General features: G+C 69.6%; 24 protein-coding genes. 13 read left to right on the forward strand and 11 right to left on the reverse strand.

Annotation, left to right across the window (positions count from 1 at the left end; translation table 11 throughout):
* Window positions 1-491 precede the first annotated feature (491 nt).
* Window positions 492-3,257, forward strand: a complete 2,766-nt coding sequence (locus CHU93_RS10120) for a phosphoenolpyruvate carboxylase (RefSeq protein ID WP_094473935.1) — start codon at window positions 492-494, stop codon at window positions 3,255-3,257.
* Here CHU93_RS10120 and CHU93_RS10125 read toward each other — a convergent pair.
* The 3 genes from CHU93_RS10125 to CHU93_RS10135 are packed head-to-tail and all read right to left on the reverse strand — an operon-like array spanning window position 3,254 to window position 4,520.
* Window positions 3,254-3,808 carry an RNA polymerase sigma factor gene (locus tag CHU93_RS10125; RefSeq protein ID WP_094473936.1) on the reverse strand — a complete coding sequence of 185 codons (555 nt, stop codon included), beginning with the start codon at window positions 3,806-3,808 and terminating at the stop codon, window positions 3,254-3,256. The two genes, CHU93_RS10120 and CHU93_RS10125, sit on opposite strands and share 4 nt — an antisense overlap.
* Window positions 3,805-4,239 (reverse strand): periplasmic heavy metal sensor, encoded by a 435-nt coding sequence (locus tag CHU93_RS10130; RefSeq protein WP_094473937.1) that lies wholly within the window; start codon window positions 4,237-4,239, stop codon window positions 3,805-3,807. The genes CHU93_RS10125 and CHU93_RS10130 overlap by 4 nt, the downstream gene beginning before the upstream one ends.
* On the reverse strand, window positions 4,236-4,520 hold the full coding sequence (locus tag CHU93_RS10135) for a hypothetical protein (protein ID WP_133064374.1): 285 nt from the start codon (window positions 4,518-4,520) through the stop codon (window positions 4,236-4,238). Before CHU93_RS10135 ends, CHU93_RS10130 begins: the two co-directional genes overlap by 4 nt.
* Window positions 4,521-4,632: 112 nt before the next feature.
* On the opposite strand from CHU93_RS10135, the gene CHU93_RS10140 reads away from it, so the two are divergent.
* Window positions 4,633-4,986: a copper resistance protein CopC gene (locus tag CHU93_RS10140; RefSeq protein WP_165768684.1), complete on the forward strand. Its 354-nt coding sequence runs from the start codon at window positions 4,633-4,635 to the stop codon at window positions 4,984-4,986.
* A complete protein-coding gene (locus CHU93_RS10145) occupies window positions 4,967-5,785 on the forward strand; it encodes a CopD family protein (RefSeq protein WP_086117029.1) in 819 nt (272 codons plus the stop codon). The genes CHU93_RS10140 and CHU93_RS10145 overlap by 20 nt, the downstream gene beginning before the upstream one ends.
* A gap of 3 nt (window positions 5,786-5,788) precedes the next feature.
* Here CHU93_RS10145 and CHU93_RS10150 read toward each other — a convergent pair whose 3' ends face one another.
* Window positions 5,789-6,208 (reverse strand): MerR family transcriptional regulator, encoded by a 420-nt coding sequence (locus CHU93_RS10150; RefSeq protein ID WP_094473941.1) that lies wholly within the window; start codon window positions 6,206-6,208, stop codon window positions 5,789-5,791.
* A 56-nt stretch (window positions 6,209-6,264) separates the two neighbouring features.
* On the opposite strand from CHU93_RS10150, the gene CHU93_RS10155 reads away from it, so the two are divergent.
* Genes CHU93_RS10155 through CHU93_RS10170 form a run of 3 tightly spaced genes read left to right on the forward strand, consistent with a single transcriptional unit; the run spans window position 6,265 to window position 9,763 of the window.
* Window positions 6,265-7,008 (forward strand): MauE/DoxX family redox-associated membrane protein, encoded by a 744-nt coding sequence (locus CHU93_RS10155; protein WP_094473942.1) that lies wholly within the window; start codon window positions 6,265-6,267, stop codon window positions 7,006-7,008.
* Between the two features lie 59 nt (window positions 7,009-7,067).
* Window positions 7,068-9,068: a multicopper oxidase domain-containing protein gene (locus tag CHU93_RS17750; protein ID WP_207759262.1), complete on the forward strand. Its 2,001-nt coding sequence runs from the start codon at window positions 7,068-7,070 to the stop codon at window positions 9,066-9,068.
* A complete protein-coding gene (locus CHU93_RS10170; RefSeq protein ID WP_165768685.1) occupies window positions 9,068-9,763 on the forward strand; it encodes a copper resistance protein B in 696 nt (231 codons plus the stop codon). The genes CHU93_RS17750 and CHU93_RS10170 overlap by 1 nt, the downstream gene beginning before the upstream one ends.
* Here the strand turns inward: CHU93_RS10170 and CHU93_RS17555 are convergent, their stop codons facing one another.
* The 3 genes from CHU93_RS17555 to CHU93_RS10180 all read right to left on the reverse strand — a co-directional run bounded on the left by CHU93_RS17555 (window position 9,764) and on the right by CHU93_RS10180 (window position 12,700).
* Window positions 9,764-9,928: a hypothetical protein gene (locus tag CHU93_RS17555; RefSeq protein ID WP_165768686.1), complete on the reverse strand. Its 165-nt coding sequence runs from the start codon at window positions 9,926-9,928 to the stop codon at window positions 9,764-9,766.
* Between the two features lie 9 nt (window positions 9,929-9,937).
* Window positions 9,938-10,576 (reverse strand): hypothetical protein, encoded by a 639-nt coding sequence (locus tag CHU93_RS10175; protein ID WP_094473944.1) that lies wholly within the window; start codon window positions 10,574-10,576, stop codon window positions 9,938-9,940.
* Between the two features lie 72 nt (window positions 10,577-10,648).
* Window positions 10,649-12,700 carry a transglycosylase domain-containing protein gene (locus tag CHU93_RS10180; RefSeq protein ID WP_243375520.1) on the reverse strand — a complete coding sequence of 684 codons (2,052 nt, stop codon included), beginning with the start codon at window positions 12,698-12,700 and terminating at the stop codon, window positions 10,649-10,651.
* Between the two features lie 119 nt (window positions 12,701-12,819).
* Here CHU93_RS10180 and CHU93_RS10185 point away from each other — a divergent pair, with 119 nt between their 5' ends.
* Both CHU93_RS10185 and CHU93_RS10190 read left to right on the forward strand, forming a co-directional pair.
* A complete protein-coding gene (locus CHU93_RS10185; protein WP_086117036.1) occupies window positions 12,820-13,185 on the forward strand; it encodes a BlaI/MecI/CopY family transcriptional regulator in 366 nt (121 codons plus the stop codon).
* On the forward strand, window positions 13,182-14,828 hold the full coding sequence (locus CHU93_RS10190) for a M56 family metallopeptidase (RefSeq protein WP_094473946.1): 1,647 nt from the start codon (window positions 13,182-13,184) through the stop codon (window positions 14,826-14,828). Before CHU93_RS10185 ends, CHU93_RS10190 begins: the two co-directional genes overlap by 4 nt.
* Before the next feature lie 51 nt (window positions 14,829-14,879).
* On the opposite strand, the gene CHU93_RS10195 is transcribed toward CHU93_RS10190, so the two are convergent.
* The 4 genes from CHU93_RS10195 to CHU93_RS10210 all read right to left on the reverse strand — a co-directional run bounded on the left by CHU93_RS10195 (window position 14,880) and on the right by CHU93_RS10210 (window position 16,986).
* A complete protein-coding gene (locus tag CHU93_RS10195; protein WP_094473947.1) occupies window positions 14,880-15,371 on the reverse strand; it encodes a GAF domain-containing protein in 492 nt (163 codons plus the stop codon).
* Window positions 15,372-15,457: 86 nt separating this feature from the next.
* Window positions 15,458-15,979 carry a translation initiation factor IF-3 gene (infC, locus tag CHU93_RS10200; protein ID WP_086117039.1) on the reverse strand — a complete coding sequence of 174 codons (522 nt, stop codon included), beginning with the start codon at window positions 15,977-15,979 and terminating at the stop codon, window positions 15,458-15,460.
* A 123-nt stretch (window positions 15,980-16,102) separates the two neighbouring features.
* Window positions 16,103-16,630, reverse strand: a complete 528-nt coding sequence (locus CHU93_RS10205; protein WP_094473948.1) for a GlcG/HbpS family heme-binding protein — start codon at window positions 16,628-16,630, stop codon at window positions 16,103-16,105.
* Window positions 16,603-16,986: a VOC family protein gene (locus CHU93_RS10210; protein WP_086117041.1), complete on the reverse strand. Its 384-nt coding sequence runs from the start codon at window positions 16,984-16,986 to the stop codon at window positions 16,603-16,605. The genes CHU93_RS10205 and CHU93_RS10210 overlap by 28 nt, the downstream gene beginning before the upstream one ends.
* A gap of 175 nt (window positions 16,987-17,161) precedes the next feature.
* Here CHU93_RS10210 and CHU93_RS10215 point away from each other — a divergent pair, with 175 nt between their 5' ends.
* The 5 genes from CHU93_RS10215 (at window position 17,162) to addA (ending at window position 25,126) form a co-directional block, all read left to right on the forward strand.
* Window positions 17,162-17,491 (forward strand): hypothetical protein, encoded by a 330-nt coding sequence (locus tag CHU93_RS10215; protein WP_094473949.1) that lies wholly within the window; start codon window positions 17,162-17,164, stop codon window positions 17,489-17,491.
* Between the two features lie 160 nt (window positions 17,492-17,651).
* A complete protein-coding gene (locus CHU93_RS17560; RefSeq protein WP_165768687.1) occupies window positions 17,652-18,005 on the forward strand; it encodes a hypothetical protein in 354 nt (117 codons plus the stop codon).
* A complete protein-coding gene (locus CHU93_RS10225) occupies window positions 17,941-18,663 on the forward strand; it encodes a MarR family winged helix-turn-helix transcriptional regulator (RefSeq protein ID WP_133064375.1) in 723 nt (240 codons plus the stop codon). The genes CHU93_RS17560 and CHU93_RS10225 overlap by 65 nt, the downstream gene beginning before the upstream one ends.
* Window positions 18,664-18,704: 41 nt before the next feature.
* Window positions 18,705-21,695 carry a double-strand break repair protein AddB gene (addB, locus tag CHU93_RS10230; RefSeq protein WP_094473952.1) on the forward strand — a complete coding sequence of 997 codons (2,991 nt, stop codon included), beginning with the start codon at window positions 18,705-18,707 and terminating at the stop codon, window positions 21,693-21,695.
* A complete protein-coding gene (gene addA / locus CHU93_RS10235; RefSeq protein ID WP_094473953.1) occupies window positions 21,665-25,126 on the forward strand; it encodes a double-strand break repair helicase AddA in 3,462 nt (1,153 codons plus the stop codon). The genes addB and addA overlap by 31 nt, the downstream gene beginning before the upstream one ends.
* Window positions 25,127-25,129 lie beyond the last annotated feature (3 nt).

The following is a 25,129-nucleotide window of genomic DNA, read 5'->3' on the forward strand; positions in this document are numbered from 1 at the left end:
ACCCGAAATCACCCGGCCGGTGAATAATCCGGGCTAGACGGCGTCCCGATCCGTAACTGGGGGTCCGCTTTCGGGAGGTCGGCGGGGTTACGCTAATGGCCGAGTTTAGGGCGCTATCCCGCCACCCAGCGCTCCCGAAAACAAACGGGTGCAGGGTCCGCGACCTTGCCCGCCGGAGGCATTTTCTACCGCTGTCTTCTTCCAACCCCCTTCTACAGCCGCCCGCGCCGTACCCCCGGTAGCACGCGGGATTTGTCGGGTCTTGGGGTGAAGCCGCGGGGGCGGTTTTGGCGGGGGGTGGGGGCGGCGCCGCCTTCGGGGAATTCGTAGCGCAGGGCGCCGGTGATGGGGTTGGCGTCGGCGAGGCGCAGTTCGGGGCGGTGGCCGATTGCGGCGTGGGTGCCGGCGCGGGGCATGAGGCTTTGGCAATGGATGCTGCACTGCGACATAATGTGCTTGCTCCGCGGGCCGTCCGGGGCAAACATGGCGGCATGATCGAGACTTATCGCCAGCGCCTGGGTGAGTTGCACGCCCGCACCGCCGAAACGCCCTTGTTCAACCCGGTGTTCCAGTTGGGGCTGGAGATTTCCCGCGCGTTGGAGGCGGGCGAGGTGACGCTGGCCGGGTTGGCCGGGGTGATTGCCGAGCTGGGGCGGGAGGGGCTGCAGGCCCGGGCTGATCGGTTGGCCGGGTTGCTGGCGCCGATCGATGATGGGGCCAATCTGGCCGGGTTCCGCGCGCAGGTGGAGGCGAGTGCGGCGCAAGCAAAGGCGGCGGGGGATTTTGCGGCGTTCCGGGCGCGGTGGGAGGCGCCGCTGCTGCACATCGTGTTCACTGCCCACCCGACCTTTTTGTTGACGCCGGCCGAGTATGGCGCGGTGGCGGGCAGCGCAGTGACTGGGGTGCCGGTGGCGCTGGCCACGACGGTGGAGCGGCCGTCGCCTGCCCTGGAGGATGAGCATGGCGCCGTGCTGGCGGCGATCACCCGGGCGATGGCGGCGCGGGATCGGCTGCATGCCGTGGTGCTGGAGGTGGCGGCGGCGGCCTTTCCTGATCAGTGGCGCGATCTGACGCCCTGTCTGTTCCGGCTGGCGACCTGGGTTGGCTATGACATGGATGGCCGCACCGATATCGGCTGGGCCACCAGTCTGCGCTTCCGGGCCGAGGAAAAGGCGGTGCGGCTGGGCCATTATGCTGAGGCGGCGGCGGCCTTGGGCGAGGCGGCGCTGGCGCAGCGGCTGCGCCAAGCGGCGACGCAGGCGGCGGGCGTGGCGGCGCTGCTGGCTGGCGACACCGATGATCCGGCGGCGCTGTCGGCCATCGCCAACCGGGTGACGGCCGGCGATGCTGATGCCCTGACCAGCCTGACGCCGATCATCGCCGACTTGCGGACGCGCGGCCATCTGGGCCTGGCGGCGGCGATGGCGGCCGATGGGCTGGGCATGGGCCATATCCATTTCCGGGTGAACGCGGCGCAGCTCCACAACGCCATCCGCCGCCGCATCGATGGCGATGGCGGGCTGGATAGCGGGCTGGATTTGGGCAGTGGCCAGGCGCTGATCCGGCTGCGCCGCCTGCTGGCCGAGGTGAAGCCGCTGAGGAGCAATTTTGCCGCGCTGGCGGTGGAGAGCACCACGGCGGTGCGCCAGTTCCTCGCCATGGCGGCGATGCTGAAGCATATCGATGAAGATGCGCCGATCCGCCTGCTGATCGCCGAGTGCGAGCAGCCGCAGACGGTGCTGGCCGCGCTTTATTTCGCGCGGCTGTTCGGCATTGATCACAAGGTGGACGTGTCCCCGCTGTTCGAGACGGAGACAGCGCTGGAGCATGGCGGGCGGTTCCTGGACGCGCTGCTGGCCGAGCCGGCCTATCGGGCGCATGCCCGGCTGCGCGGGCGGGTGGCAATCCAGACCGGCTTTTCCGATGCTGGGCGCTTCGTGGGCCAGATCCCGGCGGCATTGGCCATCGAGCGGCTGCAGGGACGGCTGGCGCGCGCCATGAAGGCCAATGGCCTGGCCGATGTGGCGGCGCTGATCTTCAACACGCATGGCGAATCGATGGGCCGCGGCGCGCATCCGGCGAGCTTCACCGATCGGCTGGCCTGGCCCTTGAGCCGCTGGGCGCGGGCGCAATTTGCCGCCGCCGGCATCAGGGTGGAGGCCGAAGCCAGTTTCCAGGGCGGCGATGGCTTTCTGTTCTTTGGCGCCGATGCGTTGGCGCTGGCCACGTTGACCCGCATTGCCGACATCACGCCGGGGCTGGCGGAAGGCGGGGCGGCGGACGAATTTTATACCCGCACCGATCTTTCCCTCGATTATTACCGCATGATCCGCCGCCACCAGCGCGGCCTGTTCGAAGCGCGGCCCTATGCCCGCGCCATCACCGCCTTTGGCCTGGGCCTGATCCCCACGACGGGTTCGCGCCGGTTGAAGCGGCAATCCGATCTGGGCCGCGACCGGGATGCCAGCCTGCGATCGATCCGGGCGATCCCGCACAACGCGATTTTGCAGCAGCTGGGCTATCCGGTGAATGTGCTGGCCGGGGTGGGCACGGCGGCGGCCGGCGCGCAGGAAGGGCTGGGCGCGTTGATGAGCGGATCGGCGCGCGGGCGGCAGATTTTGGGCCTGGTGGGCGCGGCCAACGCCATCGCCAGCATCAAGACGCTGGCGGCCTATGGCGAGTTGTTCAACAGCGCCTATTGGGCGACCCGCCCCTATCGCGGCACCGAAATGGCGCTGGCGCGGCCGTGCCTGGCGCTGGCCGAACGGCTGGTGGAGGATGACCGCTCGGGCCAGTTCCGTCGCCTGGCATCGATGTTGCGCGTGGACAATATCAAGCTGCGCCAGCTGCTTGCCCATGTGCCGGAAGAAGCCGTTGCAGCGCCGGCCGCCGAGGCGACGCGGCGCACGCTGGGCGTGTTGCATGCGGTGCGGCTGGGCCTGATGCAGCACATGTTCCTGCGCGTGGTGGAGGTGCCGGCCTTTTCGGCGCGCAACGACATCAGCCGCGATGACGTGATCGAGATGATCCTGAGCCTGCGCGTGGACGAGGCGCTGGCGCAATTGCGCCGGGCCTTTCCGGTGTCAGCGCCCGATCTGGCCGATTATGCCATGGCCGAGCCGAGCGACTGGCCGGATGGCGACCCGGCGGCCTATGCCGGGATCCAGCGCCGCTTCATCGCGCCGATTGCCGAGGCGGCGCGGCTGATCCCGCTGACCAGCATCGCCATTGCCAATCATTTTGGCGCGCACGGTTAGTCGTCGCCCACCTCGGCGATGATCTGCCTGCGCGCGCGGGCGATGCGCAGTTCCACCGCCTTGCGGGTGATGCCCAGCACGGCGGCGGCCTCGCCATGGCTCATCCCTTCGATGCTGGTCAGCAATAGCGGGGCCGACAGGCTGGCGGGCAGGCGGGCGATGGCGGCAGCCACCGCACCCAGGCGCTGGCGGTCGGCGGCGCTGGCATCGGGCAACGGGGCGGGATCAGGCGGATCGGGGGCATCGGCCAGCGGCAGCCAGCCGGCCACCAGCTGGCGCACGCGTTGACGCCGCCGCCAATCGCGCACGCGGTTGATGGCGGCCCGCGTCGCCCAGGCGCCAAAATTGTGGCGATCATCATAGCCGGCGCGGGCGCGCCACAGATTGGCAAACACATCCTGCAGCAGGTCGATGGCGACATCGTCGCTGCCGGTCATGCGGCGGATGATCTGGAACAGGCGGCCCTTGTGCAGCCCCACCAGCCGGGTGAAGGCAGCGGTGTCGCCGCCCGCTGCCGCGCGGGCCAGCGCCTGCTCGTCGGCCGGGATCATCGCGCGGGCTGGTCGGTCAGGCTTTCGGCGATGATGCGATCAAATTTGGTCTGTTGGGCCGGATCGAGCACGGCGCGCATGGCGAACATGTGATCGATGCTGGCCTTTTGCAGCGCACCCATGGCGCTGTGAACATGATCAACCGCGGCCACAACGCCGGGGCCATAGCGGCCTTCGCGCACCATCGCGGCGGCCAGCCGGGCATCGGCGGCACGGATGGCGGCTTCGTGGCGGGTGCGGGTGGCAGCAAAGGCCACTTCCAGTTGGTGGATGCGTTTTTCTTGCCCGGCATTCAGTGCCAGCGCGTCATGCAGCCGATCGTGCATGGCCGGCGTGGAGTGGGGGGCGGCCAGGCGCTGCCCGGCAATGGCCCCGCCCAGCCCGGCCAGCAGCGAAAGCAGCACCGGGGCGATCCAGCTGCGCGACATCATGGCCGGGCCGACAGCAGCAGGGTGGAAGGCAGCAGCGCTGACCGGCTGCTGAAGGCATCGATTGGGGCCGTGCCGGGCCCGGCGGCCAGGCTGCCGGTGCCGCCCATGGCGAGGCCGATCGTCAGGCAGGCTGCGGCCAGCGCACCGCGCGCGGGCCAGCCCAGCCCCGGATCGGACCAATCGAGCCTGGCCCAGAGCGCAGTTTCGAGCCCGGCAAGTGCCGGTGGCACCGGGGCCGTCGCCAAGCGGGCCAGATCCTGATCGAGCGGGTCCATCATCATGCTCCTGTCTGCCGTTACGCAGGGTCGGGGCGCCGCCCTCAGCTGGGGGAGGGGGGCTGCGCGGCCGTGCGTAACATTGTGGGAGCCCAAATGCACCTTTCCCGGAGATGAGATGATGCGCCGTCACCTGATTGCCCTGTTTACCCTGGTTGCGGCGCAGGGCACGGCGGTTGCCCACCCGCGCCTGCTGTCGGCGGTGCCGGCGCAGGGCAGCACGGTCGCCCCGCTGCGCGAGATCAGCCTGGGTTTCAGCGAGGCGATGGTGCCGGCGATGACCAGCGTGACCCTGTCGCCGGCGGATGGCGGCGCGGCGCTGGCCGGCACGTTGCGCATGGCGGGTGATGGCCGCAGCCTGACCTATCGCCTGGCGGCGCCGTTGCCGCCCGGGCGGTACCGCCTGGTGTGGAAGGCGGTGGGCGCCGACACGCACAAGGTGTCGGGCCAACATGAATTTGCCGTTCGCTGATGTGGCACCACTGGCGGCGGCGCGCCTGGCGTTGCTGGCCAGCCTGGCCCCGGCCTTTGGCCTGATCCTGTTCCGGCCGGCGGCGCGGCGCTGGATCGTGGTGCTGGTATCGGCGGCGCTGGCGGCCAATCTGGCGCTGTTGCTGGCGATGGCCGCATCCTATGCCGAACGCCCGCCCTGGGCGTTGCGCACTGATGACGCGATGCTGGTGCTGGCCATGCCGCTGGCCGGGCCGGCCTTTGTGGCGCGCGCCGGCTTGATTCTGATCGTGCTGCTGGTGCCGGCGCGTCGGGTGCAATGGCCGGCGGCGGCGCTGGCGCTGGCCAGTCTTGCGCTCGCCGGCCATGCGGCGGCGGCGGCCCCGTGGCGGCTGGCGGCGGCGATGCTGCATCTGCTGGCGGCCGGGGCCTGGGCGGGGGGCATCATTGCCCTGTGGCTGGGCCTGCGCCGGGGGGAGGGCGATGCCGGCGCGCGCGCGGCGGCCTTCGCCGGGCCGGGGCTGGCCATCGTGCTGCTCCTTGCAGTCACGGGCGCTGTGGCGGCCGTGGCGCTGGCGCCCGGCCCGGCTGCGGCGCTTGGCACGGCCTGGGGGCGGCTGCTGGCGGCAAAGCTGCTGCTGGTGCTGGCCATGCTGGCGTTGGCCTGGCGGCACCGTGACCAACTGGTGCCCATGGTGCTGGCCGGCCGGGCCGGGGCACCGCGGCGGCTGATGGCCAGCCTGCGCATGGAAGGCGGACTGTGGCTGGCGGTGGCGGCGCTGGTGGCGCTGGCAGGCCTGATGGACCCGGCCGGCGGCTGACCATCAATGGCAGCCATGGCCGGTGAAGGTGGCGATGATCGGGCAGGGGCCGTCATCGCCTTCGGCACATTCGCGCAGCAGGGCGGCCAGCGCCGTGCGGGCAGCAGCCAGTTCGGCCAGACGGGCATCGATGGCGGCGATGCGTTCCCCGGTCAGGGCGCGCACCCGGGCCCGGTCGCGCCCGGCATCCAGCGCCAGCAGCTCGGCAATTTCCTTCAGGCTGAAACCGGCGGCCTGGGCCGTGCGGATGAAGGCGAGGCGGCTGACATCGGGATCACCATAATGACGCACCGCGCCACTGGCGGCGGGCACCGGCAACAGGCCCTTGCGCTGATAGAAGCGGATGGTTTCGACCCCGACCCCGGCGGTGGCGGCAAGACGGGCGATGGTGAGCGGGCGGGCCATGGCTTGACTCTGTACCATGATACGGAGGCTATGAACAGGCGACTCGATGGAATCGCAACAAGGACAAGACGACGATGGATGCCCAATTGCCCCGCACCGCCCTGCTGGTTCGCATGGCCCTGCCGGATCATGTCTGCTCCTGGGGGCTGAAGGCGCGCCACCTGCTGCGCATGGCCGGCTTCCGGTTCGAGGAACGGCTGCTGACCAGCCGGGCCGAGGTGGAGGCGTTCAAGGCCGCGCATGGCGTGAAGACCACCCCGCAGGTGTGGATCGCCGGCCAGCGCATCGGCGGCCATGATGATCTGCGCCAGTTCCTGGGCCTGAAGCTGCACGATCCCAAGGCGTTGACCTATCGCCCGGTGATCGCGCTGTTTGCCATGGCCGGCGCCATGGCGATGGCCTTCAGCCAGGCCAGCATGGGCAGCCCGTTCACCCTGCATGCCGTGGAATGGGCGGCGGCGCTGGCGATGTGCTTGCTGGCCTTTCTGAAGCTGAAGGATATCGAGGGCTTTGTGACCGGATTCCTGGGCTATGATCTGTTGGCCCGGGCCTGGCTGCCTTATGCCCATGTCTATGCCTGGGCCGAGGCGGCGGCAGGGCTGCTGATGCTGTCGGGCCAGCTGGTGTGGCTGGGCAGCGCCATCGCGCTGTTCATCGGCAGCATCGGCGCGGTTTCGGTGATCAAGGCTGTCTATATCGAGCGGCGCAGCCTGACCTGCGCCTGTGTGGGCGGTGGCAGCAATGTGCCGCTGGGTTTCGTGTCGCTGCTGGAAAATCTGATGATGCTGGCCATGGCCGGCTGGATGCTGGCGGCATGAGGGCGACGATGTTGCACGTGCGTAATGCGTGGCGTGGCCGTAAGGGCTGGTGGATGGTGATGATGAACTCCGTGCGTTTCTGGTTGCTGATGCTGGGCCTGCTGCTGCCGGTGGCGGTGCAGGCGGCGACGCATGACCTGGTGGTGGAACGCCGGGCGATGCAGATCGTGCCCGGCCGCACCGATCAGGTGATTGCCATCAACGGCAGCGTGCCCGGCCCCGTGTTGCGCTTTCGCGAGGGCGAAGAGGCGGTGGTGCGGGTGACGAACCGCCTCGATCGGCCGACCTCCATCCACTGGCATGGTCTGTTGGTGGATGGGCCCTTTGACGGCGCGCCGGGCTTCAACGGCTTCAAGGGCATCGCGCCGGGCGAGACCTACACCTATCGGATCCGCATCCGGCAGAGCGGCACCTATTGGTATCACGCCCATTCGGAAGGCCAGGAACAGGCCGGGCAATATGGCGCGCTGATCATCGATCCGGCCGGTGACGACCCCATCAAAGCCGATGCCGCGCAGGTGATATTGTTTTCCGACCACACGCGCGAAGAGCCTGGCCAGGTGATGAGGAATCTGAAGGCCGACAGCGGTTATTACAACTGGAACAAGCGCACGCTGCCCGATCTGCTGCGCGACGCGAAGAAGTTCGGGATGAAGGCGACGCTGGCCGAGCGCCGGGCCTGGGGCCAGATGCGCATGGATGCGACCGACATCGCCGATGTAACGGGATACGCGCTGCTGGCCAATGGCCAGCCGACGGCGGCGCGGCCGGTGGTGCGGTTCGTGCCGGGCCAGCGGCTGCGGCTGCGCCTGATCAACGGCAGCGCGATGAGCTTCATCGACGTGCGGATCCCCGGCGTGACGATGACGGTGGTGGCCGCCGATGGCCGGCCGGTTCAACCGGTGCTGGTGGATGAGCTGCGCATCGGGGTGGCTGAAACCTGGGATGTTATCGTGGAGCCGCAAGCCGGCGCCCATGCCCTTTGGGTGGAAACGCTGGACCGGCGGGCGAGTGTGCTGGCCGCCCTGACCAGCGATCCCGCCCTGCCGGTGACGGCACCGGCGCCGCGGCCAAAGCAGGTGCTGTTGCTGGCCGAGATGGGCCACAGCATGCCGGCCCCGGGCGAGGCCTGCTCGGCCGAACATGCCGCCATGGGCCATTGCCAGCCGGCCGGGGCCCAGCCGGCCGCTGCCGCTGACCCCGACTGCCCGCCCGAGCATGCCGCGATGGGGCATTGCACGCCGAAGGCGCCTGCGGTGGCGGCGGCAAGCGATCCGGACTGCCCGCCCGAACATGCCGCGATGGGGCACTGCACGCCGAAGGCGCCGGCAGTGGCGGCGGCAAGCGATCCCGATTGCCCGCCCGAACATGCCGCCATGGGCCATTGCACCCCCAGAATGGCGCCGCGCGTGGGCACGGCGGTGGCCCAGGCCAGCCGGCCTGAGGGCGGCACCCCCTATCCGGTGGTGGATTATGGCTTTGGCCGCGATCCGATGGCCGGCATGGACCACAGCAAGATGAAGGGCATGCACATGCCGGTGCTGGGCCGCGAAGGCGACACCGACGGCAGCGGCCGGGTGTTTGGCTGGGCCACCGGTGCCCCCTATGGCGCGCGGGTGCTCTCCATCCGCGATCTGGCGGCGCTGACGCCGAAGGACCAGCCGCCGCCGACGCGTGAGATCGTGCTGCGTCTGCAGGGCAATATGGAACGCTATATCTGGACGCTGAACGGCCAGAAGTTCGGCGAAGGGCCGCCGATCATGGTGAAATTCGGCGAACGGGTGCGCATCACCTTCATCAACGAGACGATGATGGCACACCCGATGCACCTGCACGGCATGTTCTTCGAGGTGGAGAATGGCCAGCCGGCTGGCCTGATGCCGGAAAAGAATGTGATCGCGGTGGCGCCGGGGCGCACGCAATCGATCGTCTTCACCGCCAACGAGGCCGGCGAATGGCCGCTGCACTGCCACCTGCTCTATCACATGAACAGCGGCATGATGGCCAAGCTGGTGGTGGCGCGGGCCGATGGCAGCCTGCCGGCAGGGCACGTGCATTGATGCGCGCATTGCTGATCGCGGCCGTGCTGGCAGCGCCGGCTGTGGCGAAGGAAGGCCATGGCCATGGCGATGCCATCAACAATTTCACCCTGGTGGAGGAGGCCGATCTCACCCGCTTTGACGGCAAGCTGGTCGCCAATTGGGAGGCGCAGGGCTGGATCGGCGGGGACATCAACAAATTCTGGTGGCGCACCGAAGGTGAGACCAAGGGGCCCAGATTGGAGCAGAGCGAGTTCCAGGCGCTGTACAGCCGCAACATCGCCATGTTCTTCGATCTGCAGGCCGGTGTGCGCCACGATATCCAGCCCGATGCCCGCACCTATGCGGTGCTGGGGGTGCAGGGGCTGGCGCCGCTGTTCTTTGAAACCGAAGCCCATATGTTCGTTGGCCTGAAGGCCGATGTGCTGTTTCGCCTGCGCCAGAGTTTCGACCTCAGGCTGACCAACCGGCTGGTGGTGCAGCCGCTGTTCGAGACCGACATTTACGCCACGCGGGTGCCGGAACGGCTGATCGCGCCCGGCCCGGCCATTGTCGAGGCCGGGGTGCTGACGCGATATGAGGTGACGCGGCGGGTGGCCCCCTATGTTGCGGTGATGTTTGAACGGCGACTGGGCGAATCGAGCCGGCTGGCGCGCGCGGCCGGCGAAAATCCCGGCGGCTGGTCGGTGCGAACGGGCGTGCGCTTCTGGCTGTGATCAGGCGGGTTGGGCCACGCGGCGCGGGCGCTTGCCGGCACGCCAGCCGAGCCAGCCCGCGGCCGCCCCGGCGGCGATGCCGATCGCGGCGGTGAGACCCAGCGGCAGGCTGGCATAGGCGCCAAAGGCCGGGCCCAGCTGCGGCACGAACGGCGCATACCACATGGCGATGGCCTAGGCCGCCATGAAGCCGGCGGCGACCAGCCACGGCGTGCCGTGCCGGCGGTTGGCGGCATAAAGGCCGAGCGCGAAGATCACGGCAATGCCGTCAGACAAGGCGATGGTGTCCAGCACCTCTTGCGGGCCGCTGCTGCCGATGATGTTCATCCACGGTGCGAACATGGCCATCACGCGGGAAAAGGGCGATTCGAACAGGATCAGCGGCGTGGCCAGCATGTATCCGGCGTGCAGATGCACGGTGCGGCGGTGGCGCAGCGCCTGGAAGAACAGCGTGAGATAGGCGGCGATGGCCAGCGCCATGCCGATCCCGAACGAGGGCCCGAGATAGACGCTGAAGGGGCTGCTGCCCTTGGCAAAGGCCTGCGCCGAGACGTTGATGATCATCGTGAAGCCGAGGATCAGCAGCGGAAACAGCGCGAAGCTGGCCCAGCCCAACTGCCGGTGCAGGCCGTTCTGGCGGCGGTGGATAGCGAGGTGCTGGACGATCAGCAGCAGCAGCCAGGCCGAAGCGCTGAGCGCGTGGACATGGAAGGCCAGCGGCACTGCCGCGGCGGTGAAATAGCTGAACCAGAAACCGGCGAGGATGACGAGCAGCACGCCGCCCACGAACCAGTGCGCCTGACGATATGGCATGGTGCAATCCCCCCGAAATGCACGAACAGGGAAGCACCCTATCACGCCGGGCGGGGACACTGCAAATTGCGCTTACTGCGGTGGGTCGGGCGGCGGCAATTGCTGTTCCAGCCGGCGGGCGAAGGCTTCGGCGCGATCAAGATCAAGGCGGACATCGATATCCTGATCGCCGATGCGGGTGGTGAGCACGGCCTCGCCATCTTCCAGCCGCAGCTCGGCATCGGGGCCGAGATCGAAGGCGGCATCGGGCGGATCGGCCGCATCCGGTTCGTCGGCCTCGTCATCATCGGCTGAGGGCGGCGGTATGGCGCGCCGCATGAAATCACGCCAGATCCGCGCCGGCAGGCCGCCGCCGGTGATGTTGCCCAGCGGCTGGTTGTCATCCCGGCCCACCCACACGCCGACCACCAGATCGCCGGCATGGCCGACGAACAGGGCATCGCGATTGTCTTGCGTGGTGCCGGTCTTGCCAAAGGCCGGGCGACCGGGATTGGCGGCGCGGCCGGTGCCGCGGGTGATGACGGCGCGCAGCATGGAGGCCATGTCGTCGTGCACGCCATCGGGCAGGGCGGCGGGGGCGTTGAACAGCCGGTCCCACAGGCTGGGCGGGGTCACCGGCAGGGCGGTGGGGCGCACCGGGAAGGCGTTGCCGGCAAAACCGGCATAGGCGCTGGTGAGCTCGATGAGGGTGAGGCCGGTGGTGCCGAGCGCCAGGCTGGGATCGCCGGCCGGCAGCGGCGTGCGCACGCCCATCCGCCGCGCCAGCGCGATCACCTTGCCGTCGCCCACCGCGTTCATCAGGCGGACGCTGGCGACATTGCTCGATTGGGCAAAGGCCTGGGCGAGGGAGAGGCTGTCGCTGTAGCGGTCGCCGGAATTGCGCGGGCGGTAACTGCCTTCGGTGATCGGCGTGTTGGCGATGCGGTCATCGGGTGACCAGCCGTTCTGCAGGGCAGCGAGATAGACGAACAGCTTGAAGGTGGAGCCGGGCTGGCGGCGGGCCTGGGTGGCGCGGTTGAAGGGGGAGGCGGCATAATCGCGCCCGCCCAGCATGGCCACCACCTCGCCATTGGGGCGCATGGCGACCAGCGCGACCTGGGCCCCCCTGGGCGCGACACCGGCCACGGCGCGGCGGGCGGCGCGCTGCAACCGGGCATCCAGCGTGGTGGTGACGGTGCGGCTGGCATAGGCGTTGTCGTCATCATCCTCCACTTCGGCCATGGCCCAATCGGCGAACCAGGTGCCGCTGGGCAGATCGGCCTCGCGCTGCACATCCAGGCGCGGCGCGCGGGTGCGGCGGGCGGTGGCGGCGCTGATCACGCCGGTATCGGCCATGGCGGCCAGCACCAGCTTCATGCGCGCTCGGGCGCCGGCATAATTGCGGGTGGGGGTGAGGCGCGAGGGCGCCTGCAGCAGCCCGGCCAGCATGGCGGCCTGGGCGCGGGTGAGGCGTTCGGGCTGGCGGTTGAAATAATGCAGCGCGGCGGCCCGCAGGCCATAGCAATTGTCACCGAAATAGGCGTTGGACAGATAGCGTTCGAGGATCTGGTCCTTGGTCAGCCAGGCTTCCAGCCACAGCGCGATCAGCGCTTCGCGCGCCTTGCGGGTGAGGCTGCGTTCGGGCGTGAGGAAGGTGAATTTCGCCAGCTGCTGGGTGATGGTGCTGCCGCCCTGGGTGCGGCCGGTGGTGATGTTGCTCCACACCGCACGGGCGATGGCCACCGGATCAAGGCCAAGATGCTGGCGGAAGCGGCGATCCTCGATGGCAATCACGGCGCCCGGCACATGGGCGGGCAGGGCGGCGATGCGCACCGGGGCTTCGATGCGGGCGCCCTTGCGGGCAATGGGGCTGCCATCGGCGGCGAGCAGGGTGATTTGTGGCCGGGCGATGGGCGCCAGCGATTTCGACAGTGGCGCGGTGATGGCCAGCCAGGCGAGCAGCGCCGCGATGAGTGCGAGCAGGCCCAAAGCGATGCGCCGGGCCCAGCGTCGGCGCGGGCGCACTGGGGCAGCAACCGGGGCCGCCACGGCCGGCGACAGCCCAAGGCCGGTGGCATAGGCATCGGCAAACGGACGGTCCAGCCGGTCCATGCGGTGCGCGTCTCCCCCCGGACGCGGCGTCATGCCCGATCCGGCTGCCGGCCGATGTGGGCGCGCTGTATCAATCTTGCAATACGGCAGTTGACGATTACATGCGTAATCAGTATGACGATTACAGACGTAGCCGAATCGGGTAGGCGGGAATGAGCGAGCGGATCAGCGAAGCCGAGTGGCAGGTGATGGAGGTGCTGTGGCACACCAGCCCGCTGACGGCGCAGGATGTGGCGGCCCGGCTGGTGGAAACCGGCTGGAGCCTGCCGACGGTGAAGACCCTGTTGTCACGGCTGGCGGCCAAGGGCGCGCTGGCGACGACCGAGGATGGCCGGCGTTATCTGTATGAACCGGCGGTGGAGCGGGCGGCGGTGGCCGCCGGGGAATCGCGGCGGCTGGTGGACCGGCTGTTTGGCGGCCGGGCAACGCCGCTGGTGGCGCATCTCGCTGAACGTGGCGAGCTTTCGCCTGCCGATATTGCCGAACTGGAAGCCTTGATCCGGGAGCTGAAGCAATGATGCATTGGCTGAACAGCGAGTGGCTGGTGGAGGCGCTGATTGGCGCCAGCCTGTTGATGCTGCTGGTGCTGGCGGTGCGCCGCACCGTGGCGCGGCTGTGGGGCGCTCATCTGGCCTATGCGCTGTGGGCGCTGCCGGCGCTGCGCATGGCGATGCCGGCGATCCCCGGCTGGCAGTCCCTGTATGTGCCGGTGGCGCAGACGAAACCCGATGGCGACATGGCATTGGCGCTGATGCGACCGGCCGATGCCGCGCTTTACACCCAGCCGCTGCCGGCGCCGGTGGTGCAGGCCGGGCCCGAACTTGGCCTGGTACCGGATTGGCCGACGCTGCTGCTGTGTCTGTGGGCGGCGGGGGCGGTTGCATTTCTGGCGGTGCAGTGGACCCGTCATGCCCGCTTCATCGGCAAGGCGGTGCGCGAGGGCGAATTGCTGACCCGGCTGGTCGGGGTGGACGTGATCGTCTCTGCCCATGTGCCGGGCCCGATGGCGGCCGGCATCATCAAGCGGCGCGTGCTGCTGCCGGCGGATTTCCTGAAGCGCTATTCGCCGGCCGAGCGCCGCATGGCCCTGTTGCACGAAGGCGCGCACCACGACCGTTTTGATCTGCTGGCCAACCTGGCCGGGCTGGTGGTGCTGGCCGCCCACTGGTGGAACCCCATCGCCCATGCCGCCTGGGCCGCCTTCCGGTCGGATCAGGAACTTGCCTGTGATGCCACGGTGCTGGCCGGCAGCGATGGCGAAACCCGTGCCGCCTATGGCCAGGCGGTGCTGAAATCGGCCTGCGTCGCGACCCCCATCGCGGGCTGCGCCATGAACCACAAGAGCCAGTTGAAGGACCGTATTGCCATGATGAAGGATCGCAAATTCGGGCTGTCGCGCCGCGTGCTGGGGGCCCTGACCGTTTCCGGCCTGGCCGTTGGCGGCCTGATCGCCACCGCTTCGGGTGCACAACCGGCCCCGCCCGCCCCGCCTGCGCCGCCGGCCCCGGTGTCGCCCGTTGCGCCCCCGGCCCCGCCGGCCCCGGCTGCGCCGCCGGCCGCCGTCTCGCCGCCGGCCCCGCCGGCTGCCCCCGATGCGCCCGATGCGCCGCGCGTGATGGTCTTCACCCACAAGATCGACGAAAAGGGCGACAAGGGTGCCAAGGGCGACAAGGGTACCAAGACCGTGATGCGAACCGTCATCATGAAGGATGGCAAGGTCATCACCAACGATGTCGCCGGTGGTGAACCTGGGCCGCACGTGATGATGTTTGGTGCCGATGCCAAGGCTGGCGCGCCGGGCGACGCCGATGTGCAGGTGACGACCTCCGCCGATGGCCGCAAGATGGTGATGGTGCGCCGGATGGAGATGGCGGCCGGGGCCCACAAGGCGGCTCAGGAGCATATGGCGGCGATGAAGGCCGACATGCGCGCGCGCTGCGAGAAGGAGGGCGTGAAGCTGCCTGCCGACGCCGATTTCCCGCAACTTGCCACCTGCGGCATGCAATTGCAGAAGATCCAGCGCGACGCCATGGCCTCGGCCCGCGCCGCCATCGAGGCATCGCGCGACCTGACCCCGGAACAGCGAGCCCAGGCCCTGAAGGGCATTGATGCCGCGATGGCCAACACCCGCCAGGAGTTCGTGGTGAAACTCAACAAATGATCTGACGCGGGCGCTGTCGGTCCTGGCCCCTTTGGGCTGGCAGCGCCCCGTTCAGACCAGTTGGCTGGCGGCCAGCAAGAGCCCCGCTGCCGCTTCCAGCCCGGCCCGGTCGTCTTCATCGAAGCGGCCGGGTTTCGGGCTGTCGAGATCAAGCACGCCGATCAGCCGGCCATCGGCGATCAACGGCACGACAATTTCGGAGCGGCTGTCGGCATCGCAGGCGATGTGGCCGGGAAAGGCGTGGACATCAGGCACGACCTGGGTGACGCGCGTTGCTGCCGCCTTGCCGCAGACGCCCTTGCCAAGCGGAATGCGGATGCAGGCCGGCTTGCCCTGGAACGGACCCAGCACCAGCTCCCCATCCTTCATCAGATAGAATCCGGCCCAGTTGAGATCGGCCAGCTGGTGAAAGAGCAGCGCGGCCATGTTGGCCATGTTGGCGGTGAAATCGCGCTCATCGCCGATCAGCAGGCCGATCTGCTGGTTCAGCTGGGCATATTGATCGGCTTTGGCGCCGGTGAGGGGCGGGGCAAAGAAGGACATGGCCGCCGGTTACCGCCGCGCGGCCGGAAACGCAAACGCCGCCGGCACAGGGCCAGCGGCGTTCAATGTCGCACGGCCGGTGGCCGTTACTTCGGCGCGATCACCATCAGCATCTGGCGGCCTTCCAGGCGGGGCAGCTGCTCCACCTTGGCGACATCGGCGGTTTCGTCGCGCACGCGCTCCAGCAGCTTAAGGCCAAGCTCGCCATGGGACAGCTCGCGGCCGCGGAAGCGCAGGGTGAGCTTCACCTTGTCGCCTTCCTCGAGGAAGCGCGCGATGGCCTTCATCTTGGTCTGATAATCATGCTCATCGATGTTGGGACGCATCTTGATCTCCTTGATCTCCTGCGTCTTCTGGTTCTTGCGTGCGGCAGCGGCCTTTTTCTGGGCCTCGTACTTGAACTTGCCGACATCGAGGATCTTGCACACCGGCGGGTCTGCGCCGGGAGAGACTTCCACCAGGTTGAGACCTGCTTCCTGGGCCATGGCAATGGCTTCGCGGGTGTAGAGGACGCCCAGATTCTCCCCGTCCTGATCGATCACGCGGACCTTGGGAGACTTGATGAACTCATCATAAAGCGGGCCGGAAATCGGGGCCGGCGTGCTCATGAAGCGGCGAGGGGGCGGTGGTATGGCGGTCTCTCCTGAGGTTGTTGTGCGCGCCTCATAGCGCGGTGGTGGGGGCAGCGGCAAGAGGCGGAGCGTTGCCGCCACCGGCCGCTGCGCCCCAGGCTATTTTTTCGCGGCCGCAGCTTCCAGCGCGGCCACGCCGGCCGCCGCAATCAGCCCGTCTTCCTGGCTGGTCGCGCCCGACACGCCGACCGCGCCCACGGTGCGGCCATTCAGCTTGACCGGTATGCCGCCTTCGGAGGCGACCATGGCGCCGGGGAAGGTGAGATAGCGCAGCTGGCCTTCCTTCTGCAGCCGTTGTTCGAACACGGCGGTGGGGTTGCCGAAGCGGGCGGCCGTTTGCGCCTTGCCGGTGGCGATTTCCGGGCCCGGTGCCGGGGCATCGTCCATCCGCCGCAGCGCGATGGGCACGCCGGCCGGGTCAACCACCACGATCGTGACCTTCAGGCCGCGCTTTTCGGCCTCGGCCTGGGCGGCTTCGGTGATGATGCGGGCGCCGGCCAGGGTGAGGGCCGGCCGATCCTGCACCAGCTTGTCCTGCACCAGTTGGGCGGCGGCCGGAGCCGCCAGCGCCAACAGGGTCACAAGCGCAAGGCCGCGCATCAGGCCGGCATCCGGTGCAGCGCGCACAGCTTGTTGCCGGCCGGATCGCGCAGATAGGCAAGATAGAGCGCGCCCATGCCGCCGGCGCGCACGCCGGGCGGATCCTCGATGGCGGTGCCGCCATTGGCGAGGCCGGCGGCGTGCCAGGCATCGGCCATCGCCGGGCTTTCCATGGCAAAGCCGATGGTGCTGCCGTTGCCACAGGTGGCGGGCTGGCCATCGATGGGCGGGGTGATGGCGAAGATGCCGGTGGGGGTCATCCAGAACACCCGGCCCTTGTCGTCGGCAAAGCCGGGCGCGATGCCCATGGCGGCGAAGGTGGCATCATAAAAGGCCTTGGATGCGGCGGTGTCATTGGCACCAACCATTATGTGGCTGAACATGGATCGTCTCCCCTGAATGGACCAGGCAATGGAAGCATGGCAGCGCGTGCGTGTCGAGCCGGTGGCGGGCCAGTCTGGTGCAAATGCGAGTATGTCCGTTCTGGCGCTATCTTGACTTCTCCAGACTGTTAGGAGGGTGTTAACCATTGCACCGGGTCAAGTGAGGGAAACAGCCGTGTATATTGCCAATGACGTGCCCAGCCGGCACGCCGGCTGCCACGAGGTGCGCAGTGTCTGGATTGATCTGCCGCCTGGGGATGAGCGCGACAAGCTGTGGTTGATGTTCGAGATCCTGGGATGGCAGGTGAGCGGACCGGCAGCAGCCGGGGGGCATGACAAGCCGGCGCAGGATTGCCGGCTGCAGCTGTGCAGCCGTGGCCGGGTGGTGGCGGTGGCGACGACGGACCATCAACTGGCCGCCGTGCTGGCCCGGCAGGGGCTGGACCGGTTGATCATGCCGGTGGCGCTGCCGGCGCTGGAACAGCTGATGGTTGTTGCCGGCTAACCATCAATATCGGCAAGGCCTTGGCCGGGCGGCCGTTTCGGGAGGCACGATGATGGTGCAGCCTCCCCCGATGCGGTGCAACGCCCGGCCGCCTGATCCGGGCCCGCCGTTGCAATTGGCGTTGATTGGCCTGCCCGTCCCGTTGGCGGAGCCGGTCACCATGCTGGCGGAGATCATGGGCTGGCAGATAATGCGGCTGCCCGGTGGCCCGGTGATGCGGCCGGCGGCGCAGCTGTGCCTGGCCATGATGCCGGCCGGGCCCGCAGACTATGCGCCGTTGGCGGCCTGGTCACCGGATAGAAAGCTGAATGAACATATTTCTCAGGCTGGACTGTCCATATTGGACCATCCTCCCTGCCTCTCCCGCCTGGAGTTGCTGTTAGGGCTCGCCGCCTCTCAACCAGGTAGCGGGGGCGTTCAGCATGATGCATTCCAGGGTGACGGGCAGGATGGGATCGCGGCCGGGCATGGCCCAGCCGGCGGTGAACCGGCCAGCTGGAACCGGGGTGCCTGATGCCGGCCCGGCCGAACCCGCGCCCGCATCCCTGCCGGCCGCACCCGGTGCGCTGGCCAGCCGTCAGGATCATGTGCTCATCGAACAGGCGCTGTCGGCCATTGTGGCCGACATCGGCGCGCTCGACCTGCCGGTCGGTCGCCCGGGCGGTGACGCGGCGCTGGCAGGCGATCCGGCCGTGACCATCGCGCGGCAGGTGGCCGACATGGCGCAGGGGCTGGCCGCCCTGGCCGATCGCCTGGTGGGGCAGGCAGCGGTGCCGCCCGACCATGGCATTTCGGAGGGCGATTGCATCGCCTTTCTGGAAACCCAGTTCCGCATCCGCCGGCTGCGCGGCCGGCATCTGCCCGGCCTGGCGCTGGGCGAGCCGGCGTGGGACATGCTGCTGGATCTGTCGGTGGCGCATTACTGGCGGCGCGAAACCTCGGTCAACAGCCTGTGCATTGCCGCCGATGTGCCGAGCACGACGGCGCTGCGCTGGATCAACAGCATGACCAAGGCCGGCCTGATCGTGCGCCGCCCGTGCCAGCGCGATGGCCGCCGCAGCTTTCTGGCCATCGCGCCAGACAGCTATGCCGCGATGCTGGCGCTGGCGGCCGATGCCTTGCGCACCGAACAGCGGGTGCGCAGCCGTTACCAGCGCCGCAACGCCGCCTGACAGGCTTGTGTGGCGGGGTGGCCAGCGGTTAAGCTGAGCCGGTGATTGCCCCCCAGCCGGGCCTGGCCCGCGCACCCGCCCTGTTCAACATTCCCCTGCACGTCGGCTTTGCCGATGCGCTGGCGGCTGGCCTGTTGGCGCGCTGTGGCAGCGATCCGCTGCGGCTGGCGCAGGCGCTGGTGCTGCTGCCCAACCGCCGCGCTGTCACCGCGCTCACCGAAGCCTTTGTGCGGCAATTGCCGGGCGGGGCGGGCGGGCTGCTGCTGCCGCGCATGGTGCCGGTGGGCGATCTGGATGATGGTGGCTTTGCCCGCCTGGTCGAAGGGCAGGCGCCGGTGGCCGCCGCCGTGCCGCCGCTGGTGCGCCGCTTCACCATGGCGCGGCTGGCCGAACGCCTGCCGGGCGGCGCCCGGACGGCGGTGGAGCGGCTGCGGCTGGGCGATGCGCTGGCCGGCGTGCTGGATGCGCTGCTGGCCGCCGAAATCCCGCCCGAAGCGCTGGCGGCCGCCGCCGATGGCCAGGATCTGGCCGATCATTGGCAGAAGACCCTGGCCTATCTGGAACTGATCATCGCGCTGTGGCCGGAAGCGCGGCAGCAGCAGGGCGGCGCCGAGGGCGTGACCCGGCTCGCCACGCTGATCGATGCCACCATCGCCCGCTGGCAGGCGGCGCCGCCGGCCGGGCTGGTGGCGGCGGCCGGTATCGCCAACCCCACCCCGGCGCTGGTGCGGCTGCTGGCGGCGATCCTGCGCCTGCCCGATGGCATGGTGGTGTTGCCCGGCCTGGATGATGATGTTTCGGCCGCTGGTGAGGCGCGCTGGCAGGCGATCCGGCTGGCAGATGCCGATGATCCGGCCAGCCGTGATGATGCCGGCCATCCGCAATGGGGGTTGAAGGCGCTGCTCGCCGGCCTGGGGCTGGACCGGGCCGATGTGCAGCGCTGGCCGCACGGGGCCGGGCCGCTGGATGGCCCGCCCGAACGCGCGGCGGCCCTGCTGGCGGCGCTGGCCCCCGCAGCGGCCCCGCCCGGCGATGCGCCCGAAGCGGCGGCGCGCGCCGGGCTGATGCTGGCCGAATGCGCCACGGCGGCCGAAGAGGCGCAGCTGGTGGCGCTGGCCCTGCGCGAGGCGCTTGAGGTGCCGGGCCAGCGCGCCGCGCTGGTGACGCCCGATCCGGTGCTGGCGCGGCGGGTGGCGGCGCATTGCCGTCGCTGGGGTGTCTTGGTGGACAGCAGCGCCGGGGAACCGCTGGCGCTGCGCCCGCCCGGCGCGCTGGCGCTGGCGCTGGCCGCGGCGCTGGCCGAAGGCTTTGCCCCGGCCCGCCTGCTTGCCGTGTTGAAGAACCGGCTGGTGCGGGCTGGTGATGCCGGCTTTGCCCGGGCGCTGCTGCTGGCCGATCTGGGCCTGCGCGGGGTGCGGCCGCCGCCGGGGCTGGATGCCGTGGGCGAACATGTCACCCGCTGGGTGGGGGAAAAGCGGCCGGCCGACGCTGCCGCCATGGACCTGTGGTGGGAGGATGTGGCCGCTGCGTTGGCTCCGCTGGAAAAGCTGCGCGACCGGGCGGATTTCACCCTGCCCGATCTGGCCGCTGCCCTGCGCCAGGCAATTGGCGCGCTGACCGGGGATGACGGCTGGGCCGGGCCGGATGGACGGCAATTGGCCGGGTTGATTGCCGATCTGGAGCGCGATGGCGGGCATTTCTGCGCCTTGTCGGCCGACGAGGCGCCGGCGCTGCTGGCCGCGTTGATTGATGGGGTGGCGGTGCGGGTGCCGGGCCAGGGCCATCCGCGCCTCGCCATCCTGGGCCCGGTGGAGGCGCAGCTGGCCCGCGCCGATCTGATGATCCTGGCTGGCCTGAACGAGACGAGCTGGCCGGGCCGGCCCAGCCCCGATCCCTGGCTGGCGCCGGCCATCCGCGCCCGGCTGGGACTGCCCGGCACGGCGCGGGCGCAGGGGCTGGCGGCGCAGGATTTCCTGCGCGCCGCCTGTGGCCCCAAGGTGCTGATCACCCGGGCGCGCCGCGATGCCGGCGGCCCGCAGCTGCCATCGCGGCTGTGGCTGCGCCTGATCGCCCAGTTTGAGCGAGCCGACGCCCCGCCGTTGCCGCGCCGCGATGATCTGGTGGCGCTGGCCCGCTGGCTGGATGGCGCGCCGGCCGGGCCGCAGCCAGCGGCGCTGCCCGAACCCAACCCGCCGCTCGATCTGCGGCCCAAGGGCCTGAGCATCACCGAGATCGACACGCTGATCGCCGATCCCTTTGCCTTTCATGCCCGCCGCATCCTGGAGCTGGAGCCGCTCGACCCGCTGGATCAGGACCCGACGCCGGCGATGCGCGGCACGCTGGTGCACAAGGTGCTGGAACGCTGGGTGCGCCGCCAGCACGGCACATTGCATGATCTGGATCGCATCATCGCCGAGGAGCTGGAAAGCGAGGCCCGGCATTTCCCGCTGCTGGAGGCGACCTGGCTGCCGCGCATGCGCGTGGCGCTGCACTGGGCCGGCGCGCTGATCCTGGCCGAAGAACAGGCCGGTTGGCGCCAGATGCTGGCCGAGGTGAAGCTGCGGCTGCCGCTGGCCGGCGGCCTGATCCTGAGCGGCAAGATCGACCGCATCGACCGCCACGACGATGGCCGGGTGCGCGTGGTGGATTACAAGACCGGCGGCGTGCCTTCGGGCAAGCGGGTGCAGGCGCTGGAGGCCAACCAGCTGGCGCTGGGCCTGGCGTTGGCGCTCCAGGGCCAGGCTGCCGATGGCACGGCGGCGCTGCCGCCCGGCAAGCCAGGCGGGATCGAATATTGGCAGCTGCGCGGCAGCCACAAGGAAGCCGGCAAGGTGACGGCGCCGCTGGGCAAGGATGGTGATGCGGCGGCGCACATGGCAAGCGTGCTGGATTTTGCGACCGAACTGGCCGGCCGCTATCTGCTGGCCGAAACGCCGTTTGTGCCCAAGCTGCGCCCGCAATGGGCATGGACGGACTATGATCATCTGGCGCGCGTCGCCGAATGGATCAACCGGCCGAGGCGCATGCTGTGAAGCGGCTAGACCCCCTGTTGCCGGAACAGGCCGATGCCGCCGATCCGGATGTGCATGCCTGGGTGGCGGCATCGGCCGGCACCGGCAAGACCCAGGTGCTCACCGCCCGGGTGCTGCGGCTGCTGCTGGCCGGCGCGGCGCCACCATCGATCCTGTGCCTGACCTTCACCAAATTGGCCGCCGCCGAAATGCAGGCGCGCGTGATGGCGCGGCTGGCGCATTGGGCCGGCTGCCCGGACGATGATCTGGCCCATGATCTTGCTGCCATCCGCGCGCCGGTGGATGCCGAAACCTGCCGCCGGGCGCGTGGCCTGTTTGCCGCCGTGCTGGAAACGCCAGCCGGCCTTGCGATCCAGACCATCCACAGCTTTGCGCAGGGGCTGATCGCCAGTTTTCCGGTGGAGGCGGGGATCACGCCGGGCTTCCAGACGCTGGATGACCGGGCCGCCGCCCTGCTGCGCCGCCGGGTGTTGACCGATGCCCTGTCGGACCGCAGCGACCGGGGCTTCCGCCGCGATGTCGAGGCGATTGCGCTGGATGGCGGCGAAGCCCGGCTGCACGCCATCATGGCCGGGCTGGGCAAATATGGCGAGGCGCTGGCGGCGCTGCGGGTGGAGGGGGTGGACCCGTTGCTGCGCCGCATGCTGGGGATGGCCGATGGCGGCAGTGCGGCCGCGACGCTGGCCGCTGGGCTGGCCGGTCTGCCCTGGGATGCACTGGCCGACATGGCGCGGGCGCTGGGCCAGCAGAGCGGGGTGAATGCGCTGAAACTGGCCGATGGCTTGGCCCAGGTGGTGGGCGCGGCGGACCGCAATGGCTTGTGGCCCAAACTGTGGGGGCTGTTTTTCACCGGCAAGAACGAGGCGCGCAAACCGACTGGCCTGATTCCCAAGGCGCTGGACGAGGAGGAGCCGGAGCTGCGCGAGTTCTGTGTGCATGTGCAGAATCAGTTGCTGGCCATCCGGGCGGAGCAGGAGCGCTGGCAGATCCTGGAGCATGCCGGCCGGCACCTGCGCGTGGCGGTGCGGCTGGCGCGCGATCTGGCTGCTGCCAAGCATCGCGCCGGGGTGATTGATTATGACGACATGATCGCCGCCGCCGCCCGCCTGCTGGCCGGTGCCGGTGCCGCCGATTGGGTGCGCTTCAAGCTCGACAGCCGGATCGACCATGTGCTGGTGGACGAGGCGCAGGACACCAACCTGCTGCAATGGGATGTGGTGCAGGCGCTGGTGGAGGAATTTTTCGCCGGCAAGGGCCAGCGCGACCGGTTCCGCAGCCTGTTCGTGGTGGGCGACTTCAAACAATCCATCTTTGGGTTCCAGGGCGCCGATCCGCTGATCTATCGCGCCAAGAAGGAGCAGTTCCATCTGCTGTGCGAGGCGGAGCCGGACAGATGGAAGGAATTGCCGCTCAGCACCAATTTCCGTTCGGTGCCGCTGATCCTTGATGTGGTGGACCGGGTGATCGACCATGTCGGCCCCGAGCAGTTTGACCGGGATGCGATCCCGGCGCATGTGCCGCACAAGCAGGGGGCGGGCACCGTGCTGCTGTGGCCGCCGCTGCTGGCCAAGGCTGACAATGGCGCGGCCGATGATGCCGCCGCCGAGGATGATGGCGACAGCGACGAGCCGCCGCTGGCGCAGGATATTGAACTCGCCCGGCGCATTGCGGCCAGCATCGCCGGCTGGCTGGGCGATGCCGATCCGTTGATCCTGCCGGCCAGTGGCCGCCGCGCCCGCGCGCAGGACATATTGGTGCTGCTGCGCCGGCGCGGCAGGCTGATGAACGCGCTGGTGGGGGCGCTGCACGATGCCGGTGTGCCGGTGGCCGGCGTTGACCGGCTGAACCTGGCCGAGCCGCTGGCCGTGGCCGATCTGGTGGCGCTGGTGCGCTGGGTGCTGCAGCCGGGCGATGATCTGACGCTGGCGGCGCTGCTGCTGTCGCCCTTCTGCAATCTGGATCACCAGCATCTGACCGCGCTCGCCGCCCAGCGCGAGGGCAGCCTGTGGGCCGAGGTGCAGGCCAGCCCGGACCTTGACGTGGCGGCGGCACGTGACTGGCTGGCGGAGTTGCTGCGGCTGGGCCGCAATGTGTCGCCCTATCGCTTCCTCGAAGCCGTGCTGTCAGGCCCATTGGCTGGCCGCCGCCGCCTGCTGGCCCGGCTGGGGGAAGAGGCGCGCGACGCCATCGACACGGTGCTGGACCAGGCGCTGGCCTGCGAGGCGGCGGGTGCGGCGAGCCTTCAGGCCTTCCTCACCTGGATGGCGGCCGAAAATCTGGAGGTGAAACGCGATCCCGAAGCGGCACTGGATGCGGTGCGGTTGATGACGGTGCATGGCGCCAAGGGGCTGCAGGCGCCGATCGTCATCATGGCCGATGCCTGCGGCACGCTGCGCACCGAAGCCGGGGCGCTGATCATGCCGGTCGCCAATGGACCGGAATTGCCGCTGTGGCTGCCGCCGGGGCTGGTGCAGCCGCCGCCGGCGCTGGCCGATGCGCTTGCCGCCCGGCAGGAGGATGCGCGGCGCGAATATCATCGCTTGCTCTATGTCGCCTTGACCCGGGCGGAGGAGATGCTGTGCCTGGCCGGTGCGGCCAAGGCCAACAAGGATGGCGGCCTGCCTGATGGCACCTGGTTTGGCATGGTGGCCGGCGCACTGGCCGATGCCGGATTGGTGGCGGTGGATGATCCCAACTGGCCCGAACCGGTGCAGCGCCTGCATGCCGGGCCGCCGGTGGCGGTGCAGCCGGCCAGCCTCGCGCCCGCCAGCATCAGCCTGCCCACCGACCCCTGGTGGCAGCGCGCCGCGCCGGCCGAAGCCCGGCCGCCACGGCCGTTGAGCCCATCCGCACTTGGCCCCGATCCGGTGGCCGCGCCGCCGCCCGATGCCGGGCGCCAGGCCGCCGCCCGGCGCGGCACCGCGCTGCACCGCTTGTTCGAAACGCTGCCGGGGCTGGATGCGGCGGTGCGGGATGTGGTGGCGCGGCAATGGTGCGCGCTGAACGTGCCTGATCTTGATGCCGATGAATTGTTGGCGACTGTGAGCGCTGTGCTGGATGATCCGGCCTTTGCGGCGGTGTTCGCGCCCGGCGCCTTGACCGAAGCGCCGGTGGCCGCCGTGGTGGGGCAGGTGGTGATTGCCGGCAGCATCGACCGGCTGCTGGTGACCGAGACCGACGTGCTGGCGGTGGATTTCAAGACCGGCGCGCGCGTGCCGGCCGATCTCGCCGCCGTGCCGCCGGCGCATGTGGCGCAGATGGCGGCCTATGCCGCGGCGCTGGCGGCGGTGTTTCCGGGCCGCAGCGTGCGCGCGGCCTTGCTCTATACCGCTGGCCCGCGCCTCATCGAACTGGATGCCCATGCGCTCAGCACATGGCAGCCATCGGCCGCATTGCCGCCGGCCGATCCAATCACTATCTTGACGCAGTGAACC

The sequence above is a fragment of the Sandarakinorhabdus cyanobacteriorum genome, assembly GCF_002251755.1.
In the GTDB taxonomy this organism is placed as follows: domain Bacteria; phylum Pseudomonadota; class Alphaproteobacteria; order Sphingomonadales; family Sphingomonadaceae; genus Sandarakinorhabdus; species Sandarakinorhabdus cyanobacteriorum.

Coding starts and splice junctions, on each gene's coding strand:
- infC (WP_086117039.1), bottom strand. CDS start 15,979: ATGAGCACGCCGGCCCCGATTTCCGGCCCGCTTTATGATGAGTTCATC.
- CHU93_RS10185 (WP_086117036.1), top strand. CDS start 12,820: ATGAGCGAGCGGATCAGCGAAGCCGAGTGGCAGGTGATGGAGGTGCTG.
- CHU93_RS10190 (WP_094473946.1), top strand. CDS start 13,182: ATGATGCATTGGCTGAACAGCGAGTGGCTGGTGGAGGCGCTGATTGGC.
- CHU93_RS10130 (WP_094473937.1), bottom strand. CDS start 4,239: ATGATGTCGCGCAGCTGGATCGCCCCGGTGCTGCTTTCGCTGCTGGCC.
- CHU93_RS10180 (WP_243375520.1), bottom strand. CDS start 12,700: ATGACGCCGCGTCCGGGGGGAGACGCGCACCGCATGGACCGGCTGGAC.
- CHU93_RS10135 (WP_133064374.1), bottom strand. CDS start 4,520: ATGATGATGGACCCGCTCGATCAGGATCTGGCCCGCTTGGCGACGGCC.
- CHU93_RS10170 (WP_165768685.1), top strand. CDS start 9,068: ATGCGCGCATTGCTGATCGCGGCCGTGCTGGCAGCGCCGGCTGTGGCG.
- CHU93_RS10145 (WP_086117029.1), top strand. CDS start 4,967: ATGAATTTGCCGTTCGCTGATGTGGCACCACTGGCGGCGGCGCGCCTG.
- CHU93_RS10150 (WP_094473941.1), bottom strand. CDS start 6,208: ATGGTACAGAGTCAAGCCATGGCCCGCCCGCTCACCATCGCCCGTCTT.
- CHU93_RS17560 (WP_165768687.1), top strand. CDS start 17,652: ATGCTGGCGGAGATCATGGGCTGGCAGATAATGCGGCTGCCCGGTGGC.
- CHU93_RS10125 (WP_094473936.1), bottom strand. CDS start 3,808: ATGATCCCGGCCGACGAGCAGGCGCTGGCCCGCGCGGCAGCGGGCGGC.
- CHU93_RS17555 (WP_165768686.1), bottom strand. CDS start 9,928: ATGTGGTATGCGCCGTTCGTGCCGCAGCTGGGCCCGGCCTTTGGCGCC.
- CHU93_RS10175 (WP_094473944.1), bottom strand. CDS start 10,576: ATGCCATATCGTCAGGCGCACTGGTTCGTGGGCGGCGTGCTGCTCGTC.
- CHU93_RS10140 (WP_165768684.1), top strand. CDS start 4,633: ATGATGCGCCGTCACCTGATTGCCCTGTTTACCCTGGTTGCGGCGCAG.
- CHU93_RS10195 (WP_094473947.1), bottom strand. CDS start 15,371: ATGTCCTTCTTTGCCCCGCCCCTCACCGGCGCCAAAGCCGATCAATAT.
- CHU93_RS17750 (WP_207759262.1), top strand. CDS start 7,068: ATGATGAACTCCGTGCGTTTCTGGTTGCTGATGCTGGGCCTGCTGCTG.
- CHU93_RS10120 (WP_094473935.1), top strand. CDS start 492: ATGATCGAGACTTATCGCCAGCGCCTGGGTGAGTTGCACGCCCGCACC.
- CHU93_RS10225 (WP_133064375.1), top strand. CDS start 17,941: ATGGGATCGCGGCCGGGCATGGCCCAGCCGGCGGTGAACCGGCCAGCT.
- CHU93_RS10155 (WP_094473942.1), top strand. CDS start 6,265: ATGGATGCCCAATTGCCCCGCACCGCCCTGCTGGTTCGCATGGCCCTG.
- CHU93_RS10210 (WP_086117041.1), bottom strand. CDS start 16,986: ATGTTCAGCCACATAATGGTTGGTGCCAATGACACCGCCGCATCCAAG.
- addA (WP_094473953.1), top strand. CDS start 21,665: ATGGATCAACCGGCCGAGGCGCATGCTGTGAAGCGGCTAGACCCCCTG.